A 24,618-nucleotide genomic window follows, 5' to 3' on the forward strand; every position below is an offset into this window, starting at 1 on the left:
TCTGATGCTAGATTGATTTTTTTGAATTTTACACCGTCTTTTTGCAACCAAGCTTCATCGATTATTTTTCCATTAAGAGCAGGAATGATTATGGAGTTCGTGGTCATCGTACTCTCACTGCTATATATAGCCTGATAACCTGCTGAGGCATGGTTTGAATTGTACGCTAAAGTTATTTGTTCTTCATTGATTTCACTGGCTGCAAAGACTCTTTGAAGCAACGAATCGAGAACTTCTATCGGCCATAACTGGATTAACATAATAAATAACAACATAAAGATACTAATACTGCTGCTCTTCCTATATCTATTTATTTCAAGCCCCCCCCTTTTTTAATCATGTTGAATTTAATTAATATGTTCTAGGGGCTAATACATTTAAGATTGTTTTCATATAATTCGGATGGGGTGGACGTGCAGGTGCATATGTTTTTATTGCAATTTCTCCATTTGTCGTTAATCCTTTTTTAGGAAATAGATAAGCAGTTAGGAAGCCTGAATCAGTAAGAAGTTGTGCAACGGTGTTTAACTCTCCCTTATTAAAGGCTTTTAAATTTTTTGTACCAATACCTACGAATGTGACTGGCAAATAGTTCATGTTTTTGCTGTATATTTGTTCGTCTTTGTTGTATATAACTATACTTTTAATAAGCAATACATAACTATTCATAAAGTCCTTCACGGGATAGCTATTACCTAATCCATCCCATTTCAACTCCTCAATCGGCGGCAGCAGCTTCAAATTCGGGTCGTTTGGGTCCTCCAAGTCGATGGCAATCACTTGATCCAATTCCCCGCGATAATTTCCATCCGGTGTTTCCACAAACAAATTATCGGGGTCCCAACCGGTGATAGCGCCACCTCCGAAAAACTCGGGCATGACCGTAAACATATTGGTTTTTTTCATCAGCAGCTCCGCGTTGCCGACGGCGTATTTATCCACTTCCAGCCTCTCACCGGCGTTTTTCCTCAATATGCGATCAACAACCGTAACGGATTGCGCTCTTGTTGTCGCCTCACCCAATCCAAGCTCTCCACCGTTCAGCCCTTGAATTAAGCCTTGCTTCGCGGCATTAAAGACAAACGCTTTGTCATCCATGTACACTTCCGGTTTTTGCAGTTCCTTCATCGTAGCGCGGACGATGATTCTGGACATTTCTTGCCGAGTGATTGGCCCGTTAATGTCCTGGTTGAAATCCTCATACCGGTGAATCCCGGCTTGCACAGCCGTATTCAAGTATGGTGTATACCATTCATTGCTTGGACTGCTGTCGATTGGCAGCTTTAGCGCCGAAACGGCAAGTTTGATAAATTCGGCACGGCTGACAGTCCGATCCGGCTTAAACGTTCCATCTTCGTACCCATCGACATATTTGGCTTGTACAGCTTTCATAATTGAATCTTTGCTCCAATGATGATCGATATCCGCGAATGTGGCTGCACTTCGTACGGAATCAGGCTTCACCATGTATCCGGTAACCATTGCAGCGGCAAAAACAATTGCCAGCCATTTCTTCATGCAAGTAATCCTCCCCAATTTTGCGCTAGTGTCATTTGCTTTTTAGCCGGTTTTCCCCAATCCTCTACCCTTTACCTATACTTCCGTTTACTGGCGATAGGTTCGCAAACCACGCCATACAGCAGCTCCACAAAATCCATCCGCAGCGCGCCGAGCTCCCCGCGAAGCATGCGGTCAAGCACCTTTTTGTTGCCCATCGAAGGTTTATAATCGCGCGGCTCGGACATCGCATCGTATACATCGCAGACGGCCACGATCTGCGCCAGCACCCCGTTTCGCCTCGTTCCCGCCGGATAACCGCTGCCGTCTTCTCGTTCATGATGTCCGAGCACGGCGTCGACAATCAGCGAATCGCAGCCAAGCTCCTTTAACATAACGGCCCCGCTGTTGACGTGGCCTTTCACCCTATCGTATTCGTCTGCGGACAAACGGCCCGGTTTGGCCAAAATCGATTCCGGCACATGCAGTTTGCCGATATCGTGCAGCAGACCCGCTCGTACCGCTGCAAGTCTCGTCCCCAAATCGGTGCCCGCATGACAAGCCAGCTGGAACGCCAAATGGGAAACACGCAAGGAGTGGTAGTATGTTTCCTCATGATGCCGCCTTAAGTTTTTCATCAGCATATAATCGGGCATGAATACCAACCTTTCGATCCGTAAACAAAGCAGATCTTACAGCTTAGAAACAATATTACATAATTTTACCATTATGGTCTAGCATTTCCTTTGCCGTTAAAGAGCATTAAAAAAACCGCCCATCACACGATCAATTCGTGAATTGGACGGTTCTTCCGTTCATATTTTAACTTGTGAGTAATAATTTACCACATCATTTGATCTATGGCAAGCTCCAGCATTGATTTTTCATTACAAAATCGATACAGTTAAAAGAACGGTTTGCGCCAAAAAAGTACAAAGGAAGTGCCTTCATCCGATTATGGAAACAATACGGACCATTTTATTTGCGCTCATCATCGTCTCACTGGTCATATCGGTTTATTTCAGCTTTCGTTATCGGAGAGAAGCCGATCCGAAACGGCGCGGCATCTACGCCTCGAAAATGAATATTGCGATGGGGATCATGCTGATGATTATTGCGATCACTCAGCTCTTCTTTTTCACAGATTCGATAACACGAAGAATATTCGGGACGGTGTGCCTGCTGCTTGGCTTGTTTAATCTGTTCTCCGGCATCCGCAACTATTCGTTATTCTCCCGGAGCAAATAACTGCGCTGACTTAAGGCTGATCGATCACCTGGGCAGTCAGCAGCGCTTTGCACACAAGCGATTGGGCGTGGAAAATTTCCACGTCCATTTTGCTGAATTTACGGCTGACCTCGATAATTTTCGGCCGTATTTCCACGATACTGTCGATCTGCAGCGGCTTGACCATATAAAAGGACATGTTGTCCATCACCAGGTCGCTCTTTTTGATATCTTGCACGACACGGTAGGCCGCTTGCGACATCAGTGTGGTCAGCACCCCTTCCGACACCGAGCCGAAATGGTTGGTCATTTGCGGCGTAACCGTCCCGCGGAACACCAGTTGCCCCTGATTGTCCCTATCTTCGGCAAAGCCGCTCCAGATCAAATCTTCGAACGTCTCCCCGTTTTGCGGCTGTTTCTGAATATATTGCATCGCTTTGAGCACATCTTTGCGGCTGATGACACCGACAATTTTGCGGTTGCTGTCCACAATGGGCAGCAGTTCGATGCCTTCCCAAACCATCATATGCGCTGCAGTCGCGACGGAAGTCTGAAGCATGGCGGTGACCGGATTTCGCGTCATCAGCTTGTCCAGAGACTGCCCGGGAAGCGCTCCGACCAGATCCTTGGGCGCAACCATGCCAATCAAGCGGTTCCATTCATCAACAATGGGAAAACGGCTGTGTCCTGTCTTTTCACAAAGCCGCTGCCAATCTGTCAGCGTGTGGTGGCCTTTAAGCGTATATAGCGGCATCTCTTGTCCCATGATATCTTCGATCATGAGGATCTTCTTTTTGATAAGACGGTCGTAAATCGCACGGTTGATCATAGAGGCGACGGTAAATGTGTCATAGGTGCTGGAGATGATCGGCAAATTCAATTCGTCCGCCAGACGCTTCACATTGTCATCTGTGTCGAAGCCGCCCGTGATCAGCACGGCTGCGCCATGCTCCAATGCCCCGAGATGCGCCCCGCTCCGGTTGCCGACGATCAGCAAGCTGCCGGCATCGATGTACCGCAGCATCGCGTCTTGCTCCATCGCGCCGATAACAAATTTATTGAGCGTTTTTTCAAGCCCTTCGCTGCCCCCAAGCACGATGCCGTCCACCATATTGACGACTTCGGAAAAAGTCAGCTTATCGATGTTGTGACGCTGCTTTTTTTCCACCCGGACCGTTCCGATACGCTCCTTGGTGCTGACAAGCCCTTGATTGTCCGCTTCTTTAATGGCCCGGTACGCCGTACCTTCACTGACCCCAAGCGACTCGGCGATTTTGCGCACCGAAATTTTACTGCCGACCTTCAAACTCTCGATATATTTGATGATTTGCTCATGTTTAGTTGATGATGCGGTAAGCTCCTGGTCCATACCTGCTAACACCTCTGTTCGTCTCGTACAGTGAAAAACTGTAGTTCCATCATACCATAATAGGACTTTGAAGTAATATCTCTCCTACTTAACAACCAGGCTTGATGCGCATTATGTAAAAATAAAATAATATTTATGTAAAAATATGTTGAATCATACAGTTTATTGCTATATAATGGGCTCAAGCGACAAATTATACATAATATTCCATAATTTATATTGAAAAGGAGGTTTTTGATGATACTCGAACATACGCCGCTTGCCAGACAATTGGATATCGTCTTTAAGCAACTGAAGGAGGAGCTGAGCTATTTAAGCTCGGGCACACTTTTCATTCAAATTCGCAATAATTCGATCGGAAAGTTCGGTATCAGGCATTTTCCGATGGAAAGCAGAGGCAGCCAGTTGCAGATGACAGAAAAAGGACTTTCCGAAGCGCAGTTTATTTCTTTCCATCAAACGGCTAAAGAATCTTTAAAGTTTAAAAAATGGACTCATGGAGAAATATGCTTCGAATTCGCCCTTAAGCAAAACATGTTGTGTACAAGCATCCAATTCGAATCGAATTACAACATGGCAAATATCCTATCGAACAACGACAAAATATATTAAAGGATTTCCCCCGAACTCATCTTAATTATTATCATTTCAAAACAAAACCCCCGAATTCCATGGAGGCCGGGGGTTCTTATTCTTCAATTTGCTTATTTTCGAAACTGCAGTTGTTTCCGTTTGCCCCGAATCAGCTGTTCCAGCTGCCATTTCTTCATCCGTTTAATCCGGCTGTGTTCCTTGCGCGCTTCTTCATCGACGCCTAAAATTTCATGCAAATGGGCAGCAATAATCAGCAATGCAAAACAGATCCAAATTACCCCGAAAACAGTCGGCAGCGTCATGCCTTGTCCAATATCCAGTTTGGGAATGGCATAAAACAGCATCCCTAAGGCGATCGCCATGTAAACAATATGTTTGGTCCCCTTCACGGCTTTTCCACACCCCATCCTCCAGAACGATTTATGTTCCAAGCTTATGACCGGCTCCCGCAAAATAGAACCAGATCTTAAGGTTTTGCCGGATGAGAGCGGCTAACGCGCCACCTGCTTTTTTCTGCGGAATAACCACGAAATCTTTCCATAACCAGAAGCGAGCAGCCAAGGGACAATCAAAGAGAGCAAAAATCCCGCAATCACAAACAGATCGTAGCTAGTCTCCTGCACCCGCATAAAATGCGTCCGCCAATATGACAATACCGCCGGATGCACTAAATAAATGCCGAAAGAAGCGGCTCCCAAGCCGATTAATACACGTGCGAGCCCCGGCGTATGCGCCAGCAGCCAGCGGCCGATCCATATAAATGCAACGCATGCAAACATGGCATACAGCACAAAAAGCAAAGCGTACCACAAGCCTGATACAGCCAGCAGCTCCAACTGCTCGAGCTCAAACATCGCCGCAAATACGACACCGCATACCATGGCCAAGGCAATAACCCATCCGTAATAACGATTCATCCACGCAATGAAGGTTTCGTAATACATCCCAATCGAGCCGCCAAGCGCAAATAAGCTGAAATAATCGATACATAAGGACGAGAAGTGATCGATTCCCGGACCCCAGTGATTGTAACTGAATGCAGCCGCCTGAATGACCGCGCCGATCAGCCACAGCCACCGGCGGAACCACCCGAGTGCGGTGCAGCCCCACATGAGCAGCGGAAACAGCAGATAAAACTGCACGATAATAATGATGTAATACAGATGATAAGAAGCATCCGCCCAAGGCAGCAGGTCTAGAAATTCTTCCCCGTCGAAATGCAGCGGAACGCTGCTGTCGTTATACAGCCATTGATCGTAAAAATAATAAAACAAAGACCAGACCAGATAAGGGATTACGATTTGCTGAATGCGCCGCCGGTAAAAAACAAGCGCCTGCTTCCCGCTCCAATCGCCCGAGTACCGGTAAAACAGCACAAGCCCGCTTAACATTAAAAATACCGGTACGGCAAAATTGCTTAACTTATTAATCCCCAAATAAATGCTCTGTCCCGCTCCGCCGAGCTCCAGCTCAACCGTCGCTTCGGAGGTGCCATGTATGAGCAGAACCGCCAATATGGCAAAAGCTCGTACAATTTCAAGCTCTAATAACTTGGTTTTCGCCAAAGCCGTTCATACCCTTCCTAAGTTGTCGTACCCTTTCAAATTGTATCACAATCGCTAAACACATAGAAAGCGATTGGAATGTAATTAATAACACTTAAACTCCGCTTACATTCATCAGAATATTTACTTACAATCACTTAAAAATACTTATAAACACTTGTTAAAATGAATTAAATGTGGTTAAATGTAAGCAATCCAGTAAAAGGAAGGTGATTATCCTGTATCAGGAGGAGCGTTTGATCGCCATCGTCGAACACATGAAGATTCACCGGCGCATCAGCGTAGAAACAATCTGTGATTTGTATGGCGTCTCCCGGGACACCGCCCGCCGCGATATGGTGAAGCTGGAGGAACAAGGGACCATTTTACGGACCCGCGGCGGAGCGATACTGCCGACATTGTCCAAGGATATTCCCGCTTATGACAAACGGCTCGGCGATGAAACCGGCTCAAAGCGGGCCATCGGCAAACTCGCCGCTTCGCTCATACAGGATCGCGATTTTTTGCTGATGGATGCGTCCACTACGGTCCGCTTCGCCGCTGAAGCGATGTCAACCGAGAAAAACGTAGTGGTCACCAACTCCATTCATATCCCGCTTTCGCTCCCAAAAGATAAAGGCATTGCCGTGCATTTGCTTGGCGGCCAATTTAACCCGGATCACCATTTCATTTATGGGGCGCGAACGCTGGAAATGCTGCATGATTACCATGTCGATAAGCTGCTGCTCGGCATATGCGCGATCACACTCGACGGCTTATCCACTCCTTTTGAAGAAGAGGGTTACGTGATCCGTGAAATGCTGAAACGGGCAGACCAGGTCATTTTGCTTGCCGATCATTCCAAATTTGGGAAAAAGCAGTTTCATACCGTAGCGGGGTTTGAGCAGATCGATATTGTAATTACGGACCGGAAACCTGATCCGGCTTTAGAAGAGGTACTGAATAAACACGAGGTTCACATTATGCTTGCGGAGGAGACCATGCCATCATGATTAAGCTTATTATAAGCGATTTGGACGGAACGCTATTGTCCGAACACAAATCGGTGGAAGCTGCGGAAATTGAAGCCATTCACAAAGCGAAGCGGGAACAAGTACATTTTTCGTTGGCATCCGGCAGGATGCACTCCGAAATTGCCGCCGTTTTTCAAGAAATCGGGATGACGGGGCATATCGTCTCGCAAAATGGGGCTTTTATCCAGACCGCGTCCGGCCAAGCGCTGAGATCCGCTTATTTCGAACCTGCCTATGTGCACGGTCTGATGGAAGCAGGCTCAGGATTTGACGTGCTCTCTGTCATTTGCGCCTTCGATCGTTACATGACCCCTTCATGGAGCCCGGTTGCCGAGAAAATAAGCCGGCGCATGTTCTCGCCGCTTAACCTGCAGCCCGATGCATTGGAGCGGTTGGGCCTTGACCTGCATTGCAGCAAAATTTCTTATTTTGGTCCCATGCAGGAGTTGCTCCGTTTGCAAGCTTTAATCAAGTCCACTTACGGCAGCAAGGTCGATACGTTTATTTCGGACAGCGATTGTCTTGATGCGATGCCAAGCGGAATCTCCAAGGGCAGCGGACTGGCTATCCTGCTGGACGCACTGGGCTTACAGCGTGAAGAAACCGCCTGTATCGGCGATTCGTTTAACGATGTGTCCATGTTCGCCGAAGTCGGACATAGTTTTGCTATGGCGGGAAGCCATCCCGATGTGATGCGCCAAGCCAAATACAGCGTAAGCCGTGTAGCCGAAGCGGTTGAATGGGTGCGGCAATACAACAAGAATCAGTAAACCTGTGTTCAGCTAGGACGGGAACTCATATCAGTTCTACCGTATCATGCAGCGCTGCTATCCCTCCCTGAACCACCTTGGCGTAAACGCCGAAGTTCGCATCGTAAACTTCGGCGAGATGTCTGAGCAGCTTCGGTTCATAAGGCAGCTCGCTTTGAGCGAAGGTGGTCATCACACAACGTTCGGTCAGCTCCGTAATTTCCAGCACAACCTCGGTGCCAATCCGCAATTGTCTGCCTATCCAGCTATGCTCCAACGGTTCGTTGCCGATTACGTTCAGCAGCAGATTGGGACGGAAGCGGCGCTCGTCGATCCGCATATCCGGTAAAGCCCGGCGTAATGAACTTAAGGCCGCTTGGGTGAGAAGATGTACCGGCGCGGCGTCAAAATGCGATACCGCCGCTTCAGCCGCCAGCCGGACCGGTTGCCCCAGCAGCTGCGACAAGGCCAGATCCGTCTTGGGGCTCAGCCCGATACGTTTTGTCCCGTCGGGAAATTCGATGCCCAGTTTCCCGTCCTCGTAGAAGGAACGGAAGCGAAACAAACCGTCCATTTTTGTAAAACGCCGGGTCGTTTTACCGCTCCCGAATTTACCGTTGTGATCCCGCACCGCATACAACCTGTCGCCTTCCGCTCCGCGTTCGTTCAGAACCACCTGATCGCAGCTTTCGCCTTGCATGGATTTCACCGGATAACGCCAAAGCGCATCCACAGTACCGATCCGTTCGCCCATCCTCATCCCTCTCATTCCATTACGATATCGTCCGACTCATTTCGCTAAATGGCTTGCAGGCAATGCGTTTCTTCTAAATCTTCAATGCAAATATAGAGCCGGTTATCCGGTTGATTTCCGCTTGCACGGCATCCAGCTGCACTTTCCAGGCCCGCCCTTCTTCCAATGCGGCCTCCAATTCGACCACAGCGCTTAGCAGGCGTTCTGCCGCAAGGTTGGCCGCTACTCCCTTAAGCGTATGCGCCAATCTCCGTGTCATTGCATGTTCGCCCCGCTCTGCGGCGCTTTCTACCTTTTCGGCAAATTCCCTGTATTGCTCGTCAAACTTTCTAAGCACATATTGGAAAATATGCACTTTACCATCAAGCTGCTTTAAGGCGCGTTGCACATCGAGTCCGGCGATATGCTCCATACACCGGTAAGCCATCCACTTATCCAATATTTCCGTCAGGCGCTCTTCATCCACCGGTTTCGTCAATATATCGTTCATGCCCACTTTAAGGCACTTCTCACGTGCTTCTTTCATTGCATCAGCGGTTAAGGCAATCACCGGAATATGGTTAAACCGGTTATTTTCACGAATTTTCCTGGTCGTTTCATATCCGTCCATTCCCGGCATATGCAGATCCATAAAGACGAATTGCCAAGCTGATCTGTGCATCCAATCCAATGCCTCATGGCCATTCTCCGCGACGGTGACCGCGTAACCCAATCTTTGCAGAAGCTGGGAGATCACGATTGCATTGATTTCATTGTCTTCCGCCACCAAAATGCTGCCCTTAAGCTCCATTTCATGACCTGCGGCAATTTCGGAAGAGGCGTCCTCCACGGCTTCGGACCACTCCAACGGATGCACCATAGCCTGGAACGCTTGGAATAAGCTTAAGCGGCTTATCGGCTTGACAAGAACGGCCTCCGCTCTCAAATCTGAGGGCAGCTTAACCATTTCTTCATGTCCGAATACCGTCGTCAAAGAGATGACCCTGGTCGTATTCCGATCCAGCTTCCGCAGCAGGCCAAGCCATGATTCCATGCCGTTCATATCTTCCATTTCCATATCCATCAGCACATAATCAAACCGGTCGTGAAGACCGTCTACAGCAGGCTCAAGCCGCCTGATGAGCTCGGAATACGAAGCGACGGTTTCCACTTGGATTTGCAGCGACGCCAAGATGCCGGCGATGTTGTGCCGCATCAAAGGATGATCCTCGGCGACAAGCGCTTTTTGCCCGGACATGCCAAGCACCGCCGGTCGGACGATCGCCGAGGGCGATACCGCCAGCCGCAAAGTGAATGAAAACTTGCTGCCTCGGGCAAGCTTGCTTTCAACATGGAGAACGCCCCCCATGGACTGCAAGAGGTGCTGGCAAATGACAAGCCCCAGCCCTGTCCCCCCGAATCTCCGGCTTGTGGAAATATCGGCTTGAGAGAACGGGGAAAACAATCTGGCCTGCTGCTCCGGCGAGATGCCGATGCCCGTATCGGTAATGCAAAAATGGATATCGGCAAAACCTTGTTCCATCCGGTCCATCCGGGCCTCTATGTAAACATGTCCGCGATCGGTAAACTTGATTGCATTGTTGCATAAATTCAACAGCACCTGCTCCAGGCGGAACGGGTCCCCGATAAATTCCGCGGGAAGATCGTCCGAGGTATCGATAATGATCTCGATTTGCTTTTTCCCCGCCACCACACTTAACGTATCGGTCAGCCTGCGCAGCATGTCTTCCAGATCAAACGGCACTTCCTCCAATACGATTTTCCCCGCTTCGATCTTGGAGAAATCCAGAATATCGTTGATCGTGCTCAGCAGCGATTTGGAGGAAGAAGAGATTCGGTCCAAATAACCGCGCTGCACATCGGAGATTTCGGTCTTGCTCATCAGCAGCGACAATCCGATGATGCCATTCAGCGGGGTGCGAATCTCGTGGCTCATTCGGGCTAAAAATTGACTTTTCGCCAAATTCGCTTCAACGGCTTCTTTGCGTTTTTTCAAATCGGTGATATCGTGAAGAGTTCCGGTTACTCCGGCAATTTCTTTATTCGAGTCGTGAAAAGGCGACAGACTGACGACATAATCGCATTCGCGCTGATCGGATAACGTCATGGACAACTCGAATTTTTGCATCGTATTTTGCAGGACCGTTTGCTCGAACATTTCATCCCATCGTCTCGCATCTTCCTCGCCGAAAATATCCGCCAGCCGCTTTCCCATCAGCTCCTCCCGATCAAATCCGAAGGTGCGGCATAAGCTTTGATTCACCGAAGCGACAGTGCCGTCCGCATCAAAGCTGACGATCAGATCCTGTGAATTTTCTACCAGTATCCGGTATCTTTCTTCGTTCTCGCGGATTTTCCTTTCCGCCGATCTGTAGTCCGTCACATCCATAGCAGATCCGATGATGCCGGTCACTTCCCGATCGGAGTACACCGGATGCAGCGTAACCAGCATACTCGCTCCGACGTAACTTGTTTCAAAAGTAACCGTTTCCCCTTGCCAAACAAGCGCATACTTCTGCAGCATCAGCTCGGGATCATCCCATCGGGTGCTCTCCGCCCCAATCGGTTTGCCGATATAATGTTTGGGGTTCGTGCCGAACTTTTCCAGCAGCTTCCCTTCGATCAGCACATATTCGAACTTTTCGTCATGTTTGTTGATCATAAAAGTGAAACCCGGCTGCATGCGCAGCATCTCGATCATATCTCGCTCCATTTTGCCGACCATATGTTTATACTTGCGGGTTCGCAGCAAATACAGCAGGAATAAGGATACGAACATAATGCAGAAGGCTTGATACAGGAGATACGGCGCCAACGCTTCCCACGAAATCGGGTAATAATAAATAACCATTGAATAATAAGACAGCAAAATAAACGCCGAGCTGAGCAACCATTTTAAAAAGTAATTGGGTGTTTTGGCAAAAATGAAAGCGGTTCCCAACATGCTAATCAACGAGACGGCAATTTGTACCGTATTCCCGGCGCTGCCTTCGATAAATACCCGGGAGATCAGTATAATCACACCTGAAATGACAATCGATACGGTACCGCCCAAAAAACCGGATAAGAGCAAAGCGACCCCGCGAAAATTCAAATGCACCTGCTCGGTCAGTTCGACACCAAGGTAAATGAGCACCGTCCCCAGCACACCATGGATCGCTCCGACATATATTTTGTACAGCAGCGTAGGTTTTTCCAATTTGGTAATAATAAAAAACTGCTCCACGAATAAAACAAAAACAGCCAAAACGGCAAAATTTAAAATTAAATCATGCAACAGAGAAATCACCTTCCATGTTTTTACTAAAAAAAGCCGTACTTTCATCTTACGACGAAAGTACAGCCTTGTCATCAAGCTCATGCGATAAAATGAGATGTTTGGCTTTTTCTCCGTCAACAGGCATGCTGAACAAATACCCTTGGACCAGCCCGCAGCCGCACCGCTCCAAAGTATCCAAAACCTCCTCGTTCTCAACGCCCTCTGCAACGACCTGAAGTTTGAGATGGCGGGTCATCGTCACAATCGTATCAACGATCGCGGCGTTCACCGGGTTAAGGTGAATATCTTTGACGAAAGATTGGTCGATCTTCAGCTTGTCAATGGGGAATTCCTTCAAATAACTAAAAGAGCTGTAGCCGGTGCCGAAATCGTCGATCGCAATTTTCAGACCCAGTTCCTTCAATCCGCGAAGCGTATCCATCGCCATGCCTACATCCATCGTTGTGCTTTCCGTAATCTCGAGCTCCAGACATTCCGAAGCAAGCCCCGTTTCATGCAAAATCCGCATAATTAGCTCTTTCAAATGCGGATCGTAAAACTGCTTGGAGGACAAATTGACCGTTACCGTAATGGGGGACAATCCAGCGGATTGCCATGCTTTATTTTGCCTGCATGCTTCAGCGAGCACCCATTCCCCGATTTTTTGAATAATACCGGTTTCCTCGGCAATAGGGATAAATTCCACCGGAGGGACGCGCCCAAGTTCCTGGCTGTCCCACCGGATTAAGCTTTCCATGCTGACGATCCGCCGGGTCGCCGCATCAACAATGGGCTGGTAATAAAGCACAAACTCATTGTACTCGATCGCTTTGCGAAGATGCTGCTCGATTTTCATCCGGCGATGTAGCCGCTCGTTTAAAGACGAGCTGTAAAATTCATAATGGTTCCGTCCGTGGTCTTTAGCTGCATGCATCGCCATATCGGCGCATTTCAGCAAATTGTCGGCATCATTGGCATCAAAGGGATAATGGCTGATACCAACGCTTGACGTCATATGCAGTTCATAACCTTCCAGCTTGATCGGCTGCCGCACGGTGTGAATAATTTGCTCCGCCGTCTTGACCATATCCTGAGGGTTAACACCGGTAACCACAAATACAAAGGTGTCGCCGCCCACACGTGCGATCGTAGTTTCTTCCACGGTGCAGCGCTTCAGTCTTTTGGCCATGACTCTTAAGATGTAGTCGCCCGTTTCGTAACCCATGCCTTCGTTAATCAGTTTGAAATGATCGAGCCCGACACAAAATACCGCAAAAGAAGTTGAGTCCGCAGCCGACCGCTGAGTCACTTCATTCAAGATGACAGAAAGAAACTTGCGGTTAGGCAAGCTTGTCAAATGGTCGTGGTTCGATAAATAGTGTATTCTCTCTTCCGTCTGGCGCTGCTCTGTAATGTCCATAATCAGGCATACGACCTCGGAAACCTCCCCTTGACGCCACAACGGACGCAAGGTGGTATAAAAGTGTCTGCCGCGCCACGTTGATTCGAAATTGGTGAGGTTGTCTCCGCCCCATGCCTTTCCATAATGGTGAAGATGGGCAGTGACCAGCGGCTCCGGGAAAAAATCGATCAGTTCCTTGCCCACCACCTGGGCGGAAGTGATGCCGAACATATCGCCTTCGCACATGGAGTGGATAAATTTGCCGCAGTTCAACTTGAACTTGAGCACCAGACCCTTTTGCTGGAACAACGTTTTCTTAAGTTCCGTATGCGTCGCACGCAGATCATCTTCCAGCTTCATGCAATGGGTGATGGACTCCATCAGCACCTTAATCGTCAGCTCCTTAAAGCTGTTGAAGCCAGCCCCCCCAGAGGAAGGCGTTCTGCTGCTTACAGCCAGCTTGCAGCGCAACAGAAAATCCCGCTCCAGCATAGGATCCGGATGATCTTGAAACAACATGTCTTTATGAAAGTAATCGATCGCTCCCGCTTTCATTGCTTGTATCGTTTGGGGAGCGCCATCGCCCGTGTAACTGCTGAGCATGATGACTGGAACCGGATAACGGGCCATAATTTGTTTAAGAGCGGAAATGCCGTCCATTTCCGGCATTTCCACATCCATTACGATCAGGTCAAGGCGCAAATCTCCTGCGAGCTCAATCGCCTCGAGCCCATTGCTTGCCGTGCCGGCAATATAAAACTGCGGATCCTGATGAAACAAACCTGCTGTCATTTGCCTCATCAAGATCGAATCGTCAACGATAAGCACACCGTATTTGCCTTTATTATCAGACTCCAGATCCATGTTCTCCGCACACTTCTTTCTTAACATGATCGATGTCGAGCAAGATGACTGTTTCCCCGTTCAATTTGCATATGCCGCTGACGATGCCTCCCCCGGCGGCTCGGGTAACCGATTCCGGCGGCGCTTCGACCGCTTCTTCCGAAATCGTTCTGACTTCCAGCACACGGTCCACCCGCACGCCGATATCCCCGTTATTTCCTTCAATGACCATAATGTACCCCGCTCCGGGCGGAGCGATGTCATGTGCCGCCATTCGGCGGTTTAACTCGTAAACCGGTAGCAAATCGCCGCGCAGCTGTATCCAGCCCGGAACGCTGCCTCCTGCCGCCGTTATTTTCGAGACGGCCGGGGTAGGGATAATTTCTTTCACGCTGGAAATATCCAGCGCGTAGGTTTCTGATCCAATCGAGAACGTGACGGCCTTCCATTCATTGTGTCTGTCATGTTTCTCCGCTTCACGGGCCGTCCTATCGGCATGCCGTACCGCTCCCGTCCGGGTGACGATAGAATTGACATCCAGTATGAGCGCTACGCTGCCGTCGCCGAGAATGGTGGAGCCGGAAATGAAATCGGCTTTTTTGCCGTAATCGCCCAGCGATTTCATCACGATTTCCTGAATCGCCAGAGGCCGGTCGACAAGCAGGCAAAGCCGTTTTTCGGCCATACCGATCATTACCGCATACAGACGGCCTGATCTTGCGGTGCCGCCGTCTGCCGATTGAGACGTGTTCAACAGCCGGTTCAAACGAACGAGAGGCCATATTTCCCCGCGGACGGTGCATACTTCCTGTCCGTGGACAGTGGCGATTTCCTCCTGTTTTAGCCGCATAATTTCAATGACGTTGACCATCGGGAGAGCATAGGTGCTGTCACCCAATTGAACAAGCAGCGAGCGGATGATCGCCAGCGTTAGCGGCAGCTTGATCGTAAAAACCGTGCCCCCGCCAACCGTCGTATCGATGTCGATCAGACCGTTCAGCTTTTCGATACGTGAGCGCACGATATCCATGCCAACGCCGCGCCCGGAAATGTCGGATATTTGCTCGGCGGTCGATACACCGGACAGAAAAATAAGCGAGAGCCGCTCCTTATCCGTCATTTTCGCCGCTTCTTCTTTCGTAATGAAACCTTTCTCGATTGCTTTCCGGCAGCTTTTCTGCGGATCGATACCCCGTCCGTCATCGGCGATCGTAATGACTATCGATTCTTCTTGATGAGTCGCCTTCAGCACGATTTGTCCTTTGCGCGGCTTGCCCAGCTTTTCTCTTTCCTCCGGAGATTCAAGACCATGGTCTGCAGCGTTGCGCAGCATATGAATTAACGGATCGCTGATTTCTTCAATTAACGTACGGTCGAGCTCAGTCTCTTTGCCTTCAATTATCAGCTCGATCTCCTTGCCGGAACGCTGTGCCAAATCCCGCACCAGCCGGGGGAAACGATCGAATAATTGCTCGATGGGCAGCATCCGGGTTTTCATCATGCCTTCTTGAAGTTCGGCGATCACCCGGGAAATGTGATGGGTAATATCCTCCAGCAGCGCAATCTCGCTTTCACCTTTGAAACGGGCCCGCAGTTGCTTTCCTGCTTCCTGCAGCCGGGTTTGGTCAATGATGAGTTCTCCCACAAGATTAATAAGATGTTCAATCCGCTGAACGTCCACTCTCACCGTTTGGCTGCCGCGCGCTTTCGTTTCCGAACCCGCCGTTTCTCTGGCCTGCTCATCTTTACGGGCCTCCGATGAGGTAAGCGCAGCCGCCTCTATATTCCCGGCAATCGCCGGTGTTCGCCGGTCGCCGGTCAGCTCTCGGATATTCATATGCTCCAATTCTGTATAACCGGCCAACTTATGGCGAACCGTCTCCTGCTCCACGCCCACGTCCAGACTCAACGCGCAGGAAAATACGTCCGGGCAGGTCAAATCCATTTTCAGCTCTTCCGGTGTAGGCGAGCAGGCGAGTACCTGCCCAAGCTCTTTTAATGCCTCATATATCAACAGCGCTCTGGCGGCAGGCATATCGGTTTCCGCATGAAGCGAAAACTGCACGTTATGCACCATCCCGCCTTGATCCGCATAACTAGCAATAAGCGCCGCCTCTTCCTCCTGATAGACCGGCTCTGTCCAATTCGGCCCCGACTTCGTTGAGCCAGGCGGCTCAAGCTCCGCTGCCCCGAGCTTGCTCCGGCAATGTAAATGGAGCTCATCCATAAGCTGATGTACCGGCAATTCTTCATACAGCCCGTTGAAAAAATGTTCTCTTTGCTGCTTTAAGTAGTCTACACACCGAAACAATGTATCGACAACACCCGGGCGGAGCTGCATAGCTCCGCTGCGCAGCAGATCAAATGCGCTTTCAACCGAATGTGTGAGTTCTTTCATCTGTTCAAAACCCATGGCCGCCGAGGAGCCTTTTAGCGTATGCGCAGCCCGAAACATCGTCTGGATAATGGTCGGATCGCTGCCCTCCCGCTCCAGCGCAAGCAGTTGCTCGTCCAACACTTGCAGTTGCTCCTCCAGTTCGTCCAGAAACACATTCATATAAGGGGAGACCATATGCTCAATCAACGCTAATCCCTCCTTGATGCAACACGTTCTCCAGTTTCAAAATGCAAACCCATTCGTCGCCCGAACGGCCAATGCCTCCAATATAACCGCGGTCCGACAGCTTGGATCTGTGCGGCGGCGGACCGATTTCCGGAAATGAAATGACGCTGAACACCCGATCTACAAGCAATCCGACCACCGATCCCAATGACTGTACGATGACGATCCGGCTTAAAGCCGTCGTATCGCGCGAGGCAGCCAAAAACCGCTTGCTCAAGTTCATCACGGGAACGATTTTCCCTCTTAAATTAATGACACCAACGAGCTCCGGTTCGCTGTTCGGAATTTCAGTCACCGTCTGCAGGCGAATGATTTCCTGAATATCCCCAATGGGCAACGCATATTTCTCGTCGTTCAGTCCGATCTCAATATATTGTGACGGTTCCATGCTTCTTTGCCGCCTCCCATCTCCTCAAGCCTAAACAGTGAACTTGCTGACGGAATGGTTCAAGTCATCGGCAAGCTTGGCCAGCGATTGCGAGGAACTGGCCGTTTCTTCAGCCGCAGCCGCGGCTTGTTCGCTGACTGCAGCGATCGATTGAACGGACTGCATGACTTCTCCGGCTTGCGCGGACTGTTCTTCGCTGGCGGCAGCAATTTCCGACACTTGTTCGGTGGTTGCGCTTATCGTTTGCACAATGCTTTTGAACACCTGCTCCGTCTTTACTGAGATGGCCGCGGCTTCCCCTACGGCTGACACGCTTTGCTGCATATTGTGCTGCATTCCTCTAATAATAGAAGCGATCTGCTTTGTCGCCTCGCCGCTGCGTTCCGCCAGCTTCCGAACTTCATCGGCCACTACGGCAAACCCCCTGCCTTGCTCTCCGGCCCGGGCCGCTTCAATGGCCGCATTCAGCGCAAGCAAGTTCGTTTGATCGGCGATCTCGTCAATCACAACGATAATCTCTCCGATTTTACCGGAATCTTGCTCAAGCAAAGAAGTCTGTCTCGACAAATGATCCATATTGCGAATCGATTCTTGAACCGCTTCGGTCCCCTCTTCCGCGCTATGGCTGGCCGAACGTGAAAGCTCCGCTGCGGCTTCGGCATTACGCGCGATAGCGCTTGTCGCTCTCGTAAACTCCATGAACATTTCGTGCACATCTTGCGTAGATTGTGATTGCAGCGCATTGCCCGATGCAATTTCCTGCGTCGAAGCGGAGATTTGTTCCGCAGCCGCCGCCACGCTATGCGAGCTGATTGCTACTTCACCGATAATTTTGCGCAAGTTCTCAATCATCTGATTAAAAGCGATCCCGAGTTCCGTCAGTTCGTCTTTGCCATATAGTTTAGCTTGTTCGCGCAAATCCCCTTGACTGGCTTTGGCTGCGACGGCTGCGATCGCCCGCAAGCTTTTCAGCAGCGATTGAGAAATGACGATAGCGAGCCCGATGGCTATAATGACCGCGATCGCAGCTACGATAAATACGATGATTTGTCCTGTTTGATTGGTAGTCACCGTGCGATCGGCATCGGTTTTGGCGCCGTTCAGGTTGTATTCCGTCCATTTCTGCAGCAAAGCCATTACGTCCGCTGCGGTTGCAGACAGCTGCGTCATGCTGTCGCTTGTTTTTTCTTTATTTTTTTGTTTGATGGCATCTATTAAAATTTGGCCCTGTTTCGTATATTCAACCGATGATTTTTCTACGCTGGCGAAAATGGCTTTTTCTTCCGGAGAATTAAGAAGTGCTTCATATTCTTTTAATTGCTTCTGCAATTGGACCTGGACCGCCTTGAATTTGTCCTCCGATTGGCTGATTTTGACCGCATCCTCCGGGTAAATCAGCACTTGATAAATTGACAATCTCATATCGATTACGCTATCTTTCATCGCTGCTATTTTCATAATGCTAGGAATCCAATTGGACTGGATGTTGACCGCAGTTTGCTGTAAACCGCTCATTCGTGTAAGAGCAAAGATACTCACTCCAATCAATAAGATGACAACGATAAGGAAACTGCCGAACAATTTTGTACGGATCGATAATTTCATAGCAACGATCAACTCTCCCATTTGATAAGTGATTTTAATATGATCATAGTTTCCAGTTGTTTATACTTTTCAAGAAAATGTTTGCGGTAATTTATCTTATCAAACTAACACTTTCTTAATTTTTTTTTAATACAATTAGTAATTAAAACCTATTTCACCATATAGACAACATTTTATCGACAAAATATAATGAAATTATCAGTAAATGTTAAAAAAACATTTGGAAACTTTACCAAATGTTGACCACATATTGTTAGCTCGACGCCAGGGGGAACCAATGCATGACGAAGATATTATTAATCGAGGACGACGATATCGTTGGAGAAATGCTGTGTATGTATTTGTCGGAGGAAGCCTTTGACGTTAAGAGGGCTATTGACGGGCAAGAAGGTCTTTCGGATATTCACCAGTTTAACCCCGACTTGATCTTGCTCGATCTTGTGCTGCCGGACGCTGAAGGCATGGTGTTATGCTCGCAAATCCGCCTGCTCACACAAGCGCCTATCATCATAACTTCCTCCAAAAATTCGGTTTCCGACCGGATTCAGGCACTGACGCTTGGCGCCGACGATTACATGTGCAAGCCGTTCAGCATGCAGGAACTGAAAGCGAGGATTTATGCGATTTTACGTCGCGTCCCGCAAGGAAGCGCTTTATACTCCGAGCCGATTCCAACCCCCGAAACGTTAGAACCGTCCTCCGACATTCGTCTGGATTACGATCAACGAAGACTGGTTGTAAGGGGCGAATCCGTGGATGTGACATTCTCCGAATTTGAGATTATGCGTTTGCTTTACCAATCGCCAGGCAGAGTATACAGCCGGGATGAAATTATTAATGCAGTGAGAGGATTCGATTCCTACGTCAATTATCGCGCGATTGACGTACACATTACGAATTTACGCAAAAAAATCGAAACCAACCCGAAAGATCCGCAGCACATCAAAACGGTATGGGGTTTCGGCTACAAGTACATAGTACCTTCCACCTGATTGCACCTTCCTACATAAAAAATAAAAGAAGCGAGGAATCGCCGGCTAAGCTGCGGCAGTCCCTCGCTTCTTTTTATTGCTTTGAAGCCATCAATTCCAGTTCCGTCTCAACACGGAATACACGTTTGTTTAACACGGAAATTTCCGAATCTTTATTGACCAGCTTCCGGTCAACGCCTTGCAGCATTGCGTAAATATCGAGCGGTTGTCCTTCTTCGATGCGCACCACCGACTGGTGAATATCATCAACCTTTTGTTCAAGCCGGCGCTGACCGTCCTGCAACAACGATACGTCCTGCTTCAGCGCGGATACGTCCTGCTTCACTTCCTCCATGTCCGCTTTCAGCGCGGATACATCCTGCCTTACTTCCTCCATGTCCGCTTTCAGCCCATGCATTGCGGCTAAAATTTGTTTTAACAAATCCTCCATGTCCGCCCTCCCCTACACATATCATTTATTATAGCATACAGCGATCGGGGTTTTACATAATAACATCACCGGGCAGCGCCTGCCGACCGAAGGCGATTGCACAGTTTTTTTTCACCAAGGTATAAACGCCCTCATATGATAAAGCAGTTAGACGCTTATGCCCGTGGAGGCACCACGGGATAACTGTAAATTCTGTGAATTTACAGGACCGCCTTTCATTGCAAGAAGAAAGCCGGTGCTGGAAGGGGTTCAAGTCATGAAAAGAACGAAAATTAATGTACATGTGCAAAATTCCCGCATCTTTGCAGATGAACGAGTCGTTTTGCTTGGGGAAGCCATTATCAAAAAGTGGAAAGTTCCTGCAGGCCAAACATTAAGCTTAAAATTCGGCTCGGCCAAACATGACGTAAAGGTAGCTTCCATCTCGCACCCTTCCGCCATCCGCATGAGTGAGTCCCTTGCTTCCAAATTGGGGCTTTCGAGCGGCAGACAGGTTTGCTTCCAGTATAAACCCGCAGCCCGCACTATCCATATCGGTCCCTTAATCGGGGTAATGGTGAGCCGCGTGATCCCCGGATCGCCGGATCGCCCCTTTGGCACGATTACATCGTTTTGCCGCGAAATGACCGATGCATGCGAAGCGCATGGGGCGTTTGTTTACTTTTTTACGCCTGACGACATTACCTCACACAGCGACACCGTGAAAGGGTATACGTTCTCAAGCCGCTGGACAAAAAGCACCTTCCCGGTTCCTCACGTCATTTACAATCGGCTTACCTCGCGCCGGTATGAAAACCGCCCGGTCGTTCAGCAGTTTATGCAGTATGCCAAAACGCATCATCGTACCAGTATTTTTAACGAAAAATACTTAAATAAAAACGAAGTATTCGATGCGCTCAAAAAAGAATCTTCCATACAAGTATATCTTCCCGAGTCCCACTTGCTGAAAAATTCGCAAACCTTGAAATCCATGTGTTCGAAATACGCGACCGTATTTCTCAAGCCGATCACCGGGAGTCTCGGCAAAGGCATTATTCGGATCAAACGCCAGAGCGACGGCAGTTACATTTGCCATTTAACAAGCATCAACGGTGTCCGCAAACAATCCTATCCCGGATTCACCCAGCTGTTTTCCGCTTTATCGGGAAAAATCAAAACCCAGCGCTTTCAGATTCAGCAGGGCCTGGACCTGATTTCCGTCGCCGGCAGACCCGTCGACTTCCGCGCGTTAGTGCAGCGGGGCGAAACCGGACAGTGGGGAGTCACTTCGATCGTAGGACGGATCGCGGGAAACCATCACTTCGTATCCAACCTGGCCCGGGGCGGCTCCCTTACTACGGTGAAAGACGCCGTTTCGCGTTCAAATTCGGCCAATAAAGCAGGGGCGCTGCTCAAGCTGCAGCGCGCTTCGCTGCAGATCGCCAAAGGCGTGGAAACGCAAATCGACGGGCATTTTGCCGAACTCGGAGTCGATCTGGCTATGGATACAAGCGGCAGAGTGTGGCTCCTGGAGGTTAATTCCAAGCCGTCCAAAGACGATAACTCGCAGTTGTCCGTTGATAAGAAAGTTCGCCCTTCTGTCAGGAAAATGGTGCAATACGCCCGATCTCTTGCAAAATTTTAACTCACCCCGTCAACAAACGGAAGTGAAAGCTGAAGTTTTGACCAGCTTGGCGTTTTAAAGGAAGAGGAGGGGAACGACATGTCAGGCTTACGACAAAAACGTTATATCGGCATTATGACTTCGCTTGTACCGGGAACCATTCCATTTATGAATCAGAGCTTCTACCGCCAGCTCATCTTGCTTGGGGCCAAAACCGGACTACATGTGTTTGTTTTTCATCCCCGTTCCTTGGACTGGGAACAGCAAGCTGTTACTGGGTTCACCTTTAACGAGACGGAAAATGCCTGGCACAAAGCCCGTTTTCCGCTGCCGGAGCTGGTCTACGACCGGTGCTTCTTTACAAACCGCAGGCAATATCAGGAGTACAAGGAACAAATCGGTCATTTGTCGGATGGAAAACGTGTTCGTTTATTAGGTCACCGTCTTAAGGGCAAATGGGATGTGCATCAGATGCTGCTCGCCGAACCCGAGCTTAGCGCTTATTTGCCGGAAACATTGCCTTATGATGGTATCCGCTCGCTTTCCGGCTGGTTCGCCCGGCATACCGAGGCGATTCTGAAGCCGCAGAAGGGCTCTCATGGCAAAGGAATTTTACACGTGCGGCACAATCCGCAATCCGGACGATACTTCGTCAGGGGGCGTGACCGCCTTAACCATACTGTAGAACGCGTATTCGAGCGTTTTCCTACTTTTAAGCGCTGGCTTGATTCGTTGATTTCCGGCCGCAGCTATTTAATACAACGTTACTTGACGCTGACGACAGAGCGCGGCGATGCCTACGACGTAAGATCGCTGATGCAAAAAGACGGCACCGGCCGTTGGCGGCTGACAGGGATGGCCGTGCGCTGCGGACAGCGGGGAAGCATCACCTCCAATTTGCATGGCGGAGGGGAAGCCGCGGAAATAAGAGCCTTTCTCGCCGGACAGTTTGGCGAAGAGCGGTCAGCGGCGATCACCGCCGAGTTGGAGCACCTTTCGCATCTGCTGCCGGAAACGCTGGAGCGGCACCATGGCCGGCTTGCCGAGCTGGGGCTCGATCTGGGCGTTGACAAAGACGGCCGCGTGTGGATCCTCGAAGTGAACTCCAAACCAGGACGTTCCGTTTTCGCCAGATTGCAGCAAGATAAAGTTCGGTACCGTTCACTTAACAATCCGATTCGTTATGCCGCATTTTTATTGAATCACTACGAAGAGGGCTTTTCTGCCAGGAAAGCCCATTACATCCTTACAAGGCCAGCTTTTTCCGAAAGGAAAGCTATAGGAGGACAATCATGAGTTTGACAACCTGCACCGTACATGTGACGCAGCGTCCGGAAAGAGCTATTTATGTCACAAGCGAGCTCGCAAGAGCGCTACGACTCGGTAAAGCCAAATCCGTCACTTTAAAGCTCGGTATCAAGCACACCAACGCGCAGCTTAAAATATTGAAAAAAGACGGTAAACATGCCTACTTTCCGAGCACGCTCGCAAATGCCATTAAAATCCCGCAAAACAGTTCCTGCATGGTCATGTGCAATAACGGCAGGGACATTCAGTTCGGACCGCTTATCGGCATCATGACAGGGGTAACCGGAAGCGGCACGCGTCCCTTCGGATCGCGTACGGAGCTGATTCGCTCCTATATCAGCGCAGGAACGGACCGCTCGTTCATGTTTGCATTTTCACCGCAAAGCGTAAATTGGTCGCAAGAAACCGTTGTCGGTTATTTCCTGCGCAAGGAAGGCGGCTGGACGCGCAAAACGGTACCGCTGCCCGACGTCATTTACAACCGGCTGCCCAGCCGGAAAGCCGAAAAAATGGCTTCCATGGACAGCTTCAAACAACGCTTCCTGCGCCGTGGGATTTCGCTGTTTAACTGGAGTTTCTTTGAAAAATGGGATGTTTACAACCTGCTGGAAGGCACTGATGCGTTCAAGCATGTGCCCGAATCGCACATCAATCCGACCTCATCGCAAATTAAAGATATGCTGGATAAGCACAAATTCATTTATTTGAAACCGACAGGCGGATCTCTTGGTATCGGCATATACCGCGTAACTTACAACGCCAAACGGGGATACTATGCAAGGTTCCGCCGCAGCGGCAAAAACGTGCTGCTCCGCTTCAATAAATTCGAAGGTTTGATGAATCTGCTCAACCGTCAAAAAGGAAGATTAAACCACTACGTCGCACAGCAAGGTATCCGGCTGATTGAGATCGACAGCTGCCCGATTGACTTCCGTTTCCACTTGACCAAAAATATTAACAACCAATGGGTTGTCGCCGGAATTGGGGCGAAAAAAGCCGGAAAAGGCAGCGTGACCACACACGTGCGGACCGGCGGGCAATTAATGACGCCCGAGCAGGTGCTCAAGCAAATATTCGGCAGCCGCGGCGACCAAGTGCTCGATACTGCTAAAGAAACAGCGATTAAGTTAGCCGAATCGCTTGAGAAGAAGCACCGCCATATGTTAGGCGAACTTGGCTTCGACATCGGCATCGACCAAAACGAAAAAATTTGGATGTTCGAAGCGAATTCCAAACCTGGACGCTCCATCTTCAAGCATCCTGCATTGAAAGGCCAGGGGAAAGCGACAGTGAACCATATTTTCGAATACTGCCAATATTTAAGCCGATTTCGTCCGAGGAGGGAAGCTTGAGTGGACGCCTCTCTTCATGAAAAAGAAAAAAAGCAAAAAACAACA

Annotated in this window: 20 protein-coding genes; 8 read left to right on the plus strand and 12 right to left on the minus strand. The window is 49.3% G+C overall.

Going from position 1 to position 24,618, the window contains the following annotated elements; genetic code table 11:
- Nucleotides 1–351 precede the first annotated feature (351 nt).
- Nucleotides 352–1,518 carry an S-layer homology domain-containing protein gene (locus EYB31_RS23945; protein WP_131015956.1) on the minus strand — a complete coding sequence of 389 codons (1,167 nt, stop codon included), beginning with the start codon at nucleotides 1,516–1,518 and terminating at the stop codon, nucleotides 352–354.
- A gap of 71 nt (nucleotides 1,519–1,589) precedes the next feature.
- Nucleotides 1,590–2,153, minus strand: a complete 564-nt coding sequence (locus tag EYB31_RS23950; RefSeq protein ID WP_131015957.1) for an HD-GYP domain-containing protein — start codon at nucleotides 2,151–2,153, stop codon at nucleotides 1,590–1,592.
- 301 nt (nucleotides 2,154–2,454) lie between these two features.
- Between EYB31_RS23950 and EYB31_RS23955 the strand changes: the two genes are divergently transcribed.
- Nucleotides 2,455–2,745 carry a YtpI family protein gene (locus tag EYB31_RS23955; protein WP_131015958.1) on the plus strand — a complete coding sequence of 97 codons (291 nt, stop codon included), beginning with the start codon at nucleotides 2,455–2,457 and terminating at the stop codon, nucleotides 2,743–2,745.
- A 10-nt stretch (nucleotides 2,746–2,755) separates the two neighbouring features.
- Here EYB31_RS23955 and EYB31_RS23960 read toward each other — a convergent pair whose 3' ends face one another.
- Entirely contained in the window at nucleotides 2,756–4,093 is a 1,338-nt protein-coding gene (locus EYB31_RS23960; RefSeq protein WP_131015959.1) for a DRTGG domain-containing protein, read from the minus strand.
- Nucleotides 4,094–4,330: 237 nt separating this feature from the next.
- Here EYB31_RS23960 and EYB31_RS23965 point away from each other — a divergent pair, with 237 nt between their 5' ends.
- The gene (locus EYB31_RS23965; RefSeq protein WP_131015960.1) at nucleotides 4,331–4,705 is read left to right on the plus strand and encodes an O-methyltransferase; all 375 of its coding nucleotides are present in this window, start codon (nucleotides 4,331–4,333) and stop codon (nucleotides 4,703–4,705) included.
- Between the two features lie 92 nt (nucleotides 4,706–4,797).
- On the opposite strand, the gene EYB31_RS23970 is transcribed toward EYB31_RS23965, so the two are convergent.
- Both EYB31_RS23970 and EYB31_RS23975 read right to left on the minus strand, forming a co-directional pair.
- Nucleotides 4,798–5,076, minus strand: a complete 279-nt coding sequence (locus EYB31_RS23970) for a hypothetical protein (protein WP_131015961.1) — start codon at nucleotides 5,074–5,076, stop codon at nucleotides 4,798–4,800.
- A 102-nt stretch (nucleotides 5,077–5,178) separates the two neighbouring features.
- Complete coding sequence (locus EYB31_RS23975; RefSeq protein ID WP_131015962.1) at nucleotides 5,179–6,252, minus strand: acyltransferase; 1,074 nt, start codon at nucleotides 6,250–6,252, stop codon at nucleotides 5,179–5,181.
- Between the two features lie 209 nt (nucleotides 6,253–6,461).
- Between EYB31_RS23975 and EYB31_RS23980 the strand changes: the two genes are divergently transcribed.
- Nucleotides 6,462–7,244, plus strand: a complete 783-nt coding sequence (locus EYB31_RS23980; RefSeq protein WP_338119987.1) for a DeoR/GlpR family DNA-binding transcription regulator — start codon at nucleotides 6,462–6,464, stop codon at nucleotides 7,242–7,244.
- Complete coding sequence (locus EYB31_RS23985; protein ID WP_131015963.1) at nucleotides 7,241–8,035, plus strand: Cof-type HAD-IIB family hydrolase; 795 nt, start codon at nucleotides 7,241–7,243, stop codon at nucleotides 8,033–8,035. The genes EYB31_RS23980 and EYB31_RS23985 overlap by 4 nt, the downstream gene beginning before the upstream one ends.
- A 25-nt stretch (nucleotides 8,036–8,060) precedes the next feature.
- Here EYB31_RS23985 and EYB31_RS23990 read toward each other — a convergent pair whose 3' ends face one another.
- The 6 genes from EYB31_RS23990 to EYB31_RS24015 all read right to left on the minus strand — a co-directional run bounded on the left by EYB31_RS23990 (nucleotide 8,061) and on the right by EYB31_RS24015 (nucleotide 18,909).
- Complete coding sequence (locus tag EYB31_RS23990; RefSeq protein WP_131015964.1) at nucleotides 8,061–8,768, minus strand: MOSC domain-containing protein; 708 nt, start codon at nucleotides 8,766–8,768, stop codon at nucleotides 8,061–8,063.
- A 73-nt stretch (nucleotides 8,769–8,841) separates the two neighbouring features.
- Entirely contained in the window at nucleotides 8,842–12,045 is a 3,204-nt protein-coding gene (locus EYB31_RS23995) for a response regulator (protein WP_165452581.1), read from the minus strand.
- A 49-nt stretch (nucleotides 12,046–12,094) separates the two neighbouring features.
- Nucleotides 12,095–14,293 (minus strand): EAL domain-containing protein, encoded by a 2,199-nt coding sequence (locus tag EYB31_RS24000; RefSeq protein ID WP_165452582.1) that lies wholly within the window; start codon nucleotides 14,291–14,293, stop codon nucleotides 12,095–12,097.
- Entirely contained in the window at nucleotides 14,277–16,856 is a 2,580-nt protein-coding gene (locus EYB31_RS24005) for a chemotaxis protein CheW (protein ID WP_131015967.1), read from the minus strand. The genes EYB31_RS24000 and EYB31_RS24005 overlap by 17 nt, the downstream gene beginning before the upstream one ends.
- Nucleotides 16,849–17,283, minus strand: a complete 435-nt coding sequence (locus EYB31_RS24010; RefSeq protein WP_131015968.1) for a chemotaxis protein CheW — start codon at nucleotides 17,281–17,283, stop codon at nucleotides 16,849–16,851. Before EYB31_RS24010 ends, EYB31_RS24005 begins: the two co-directional genes overlap by 8 nt.
- 30 nt (nucleotides 17,284–17,313) lie before the next feature.
- Nucleotides 17,314–18,909: a methyl-accepting chemotaxis protein gene (locus EYB31_RS24015; RefSeq protein WP_131015969.1), complete on the minus strand. Its 1,596-nt coding sequence runs from the start codon at nucleotides 18,907–18,909 to the stop codon at nucleotides 17,314–17,316.
- Nucleotides 18,910–19,169: 260 nt separating this feature from the next.
- Between EYB31_RS24015 and EYB31_RS24020 the strand changes: the two genes are divergently transcribed.
- Complete coding sequence (locus EYB31_RS24020; RefSeq protein WP_131015970.1) at nucleotides 19,170–19,880, plus strand: response regulator transcription factor; 711 nt, start codon at nucleotides 19,170–19,172, stop codon at nucleotides 19,878–19,880.
- Nucleotides 19,881–19,953: 73 nt separating this feature from the next.
- Here the strand turns inward: EYB31_RS24020 and EYB31_RS24025 are convergent, their stop codons facing one another.
- Nucleotides 19,954–20,310 carry a hypothetical protein gene (locus EYB31_RS24025; RefSeq protein WP_131015971.1) on the minus strand — a complete coding sequence of 119 codons (357 nt, stop codon included), beginning with the start codon at nucleotides 20,308–20,310 and terminating at the stop codon, nucleotides 19,954–19,956.
- 256 nt (nucleotides 20,311–20,566) lie between these two features.
- Between EYB31_RS24025 and EYB31_RS24030 the strand changes: the two genes are divergently transcribed.
- The 3 genes from EYB31_RS24030 (at nucleotide 20,567) to EYB31_RS24040 (ending at nucleotide 24,573) form a co-directional block, all read left to right on the plus strand.
- Nucleotides 20,567–21,934, plus strand: a complete 1,368-nt coding sequence (locus tag EYB31_RS24030; RefSeq protein WP_131015972.1) for a YheC/YheD family endospore coat-associated protein — start codon at nucleotides 20,567–20,569, stop codon at nucleotides 21,932–21,934.
- A 78-nt stretch (nucleotides 21,935–22,012) separates the two neighbouring features.
- Nucleotides 22,013–23,209, plus strand: coding sequence for a YheC/YheD family endospore coat-associated protein (locus EYB31_RS24035; RefSeq protein WP_131015973.1), 1,197 nt, complete (start codon nucleotides 22,013–22,015; stop codon nucleotides 23,207–23,209).
- Nucleotides 23,206–24,573, plus strand: coding sequence for a YheC/YheD family endospore coat-associated protein (locus tag EYB31_RS24040; protein ID WP_131015974.1), 1,368 nt, complete (start codon nucleotides 23,206–23,208; stop codon nucleotides 24,571–24,573). Before EYB31_RS24035 ends, EYB31_RS24040 begins: the two co-directional genes overlap by 4 nt.
- Nucleotides 24,574–24,618 lie beyond the last annotated feature (45 nt).

This window comes from Paenibacillus thalictri (assembly GCF_004307995.1).
In the GTDB taxonomy this organism is placed as follows: Bacteria; Bacillota; Bacilli; order Paenibacillales; family NBRC-103111; genus Paenibacillus_AF; species Paenibacillus_AF thalictri.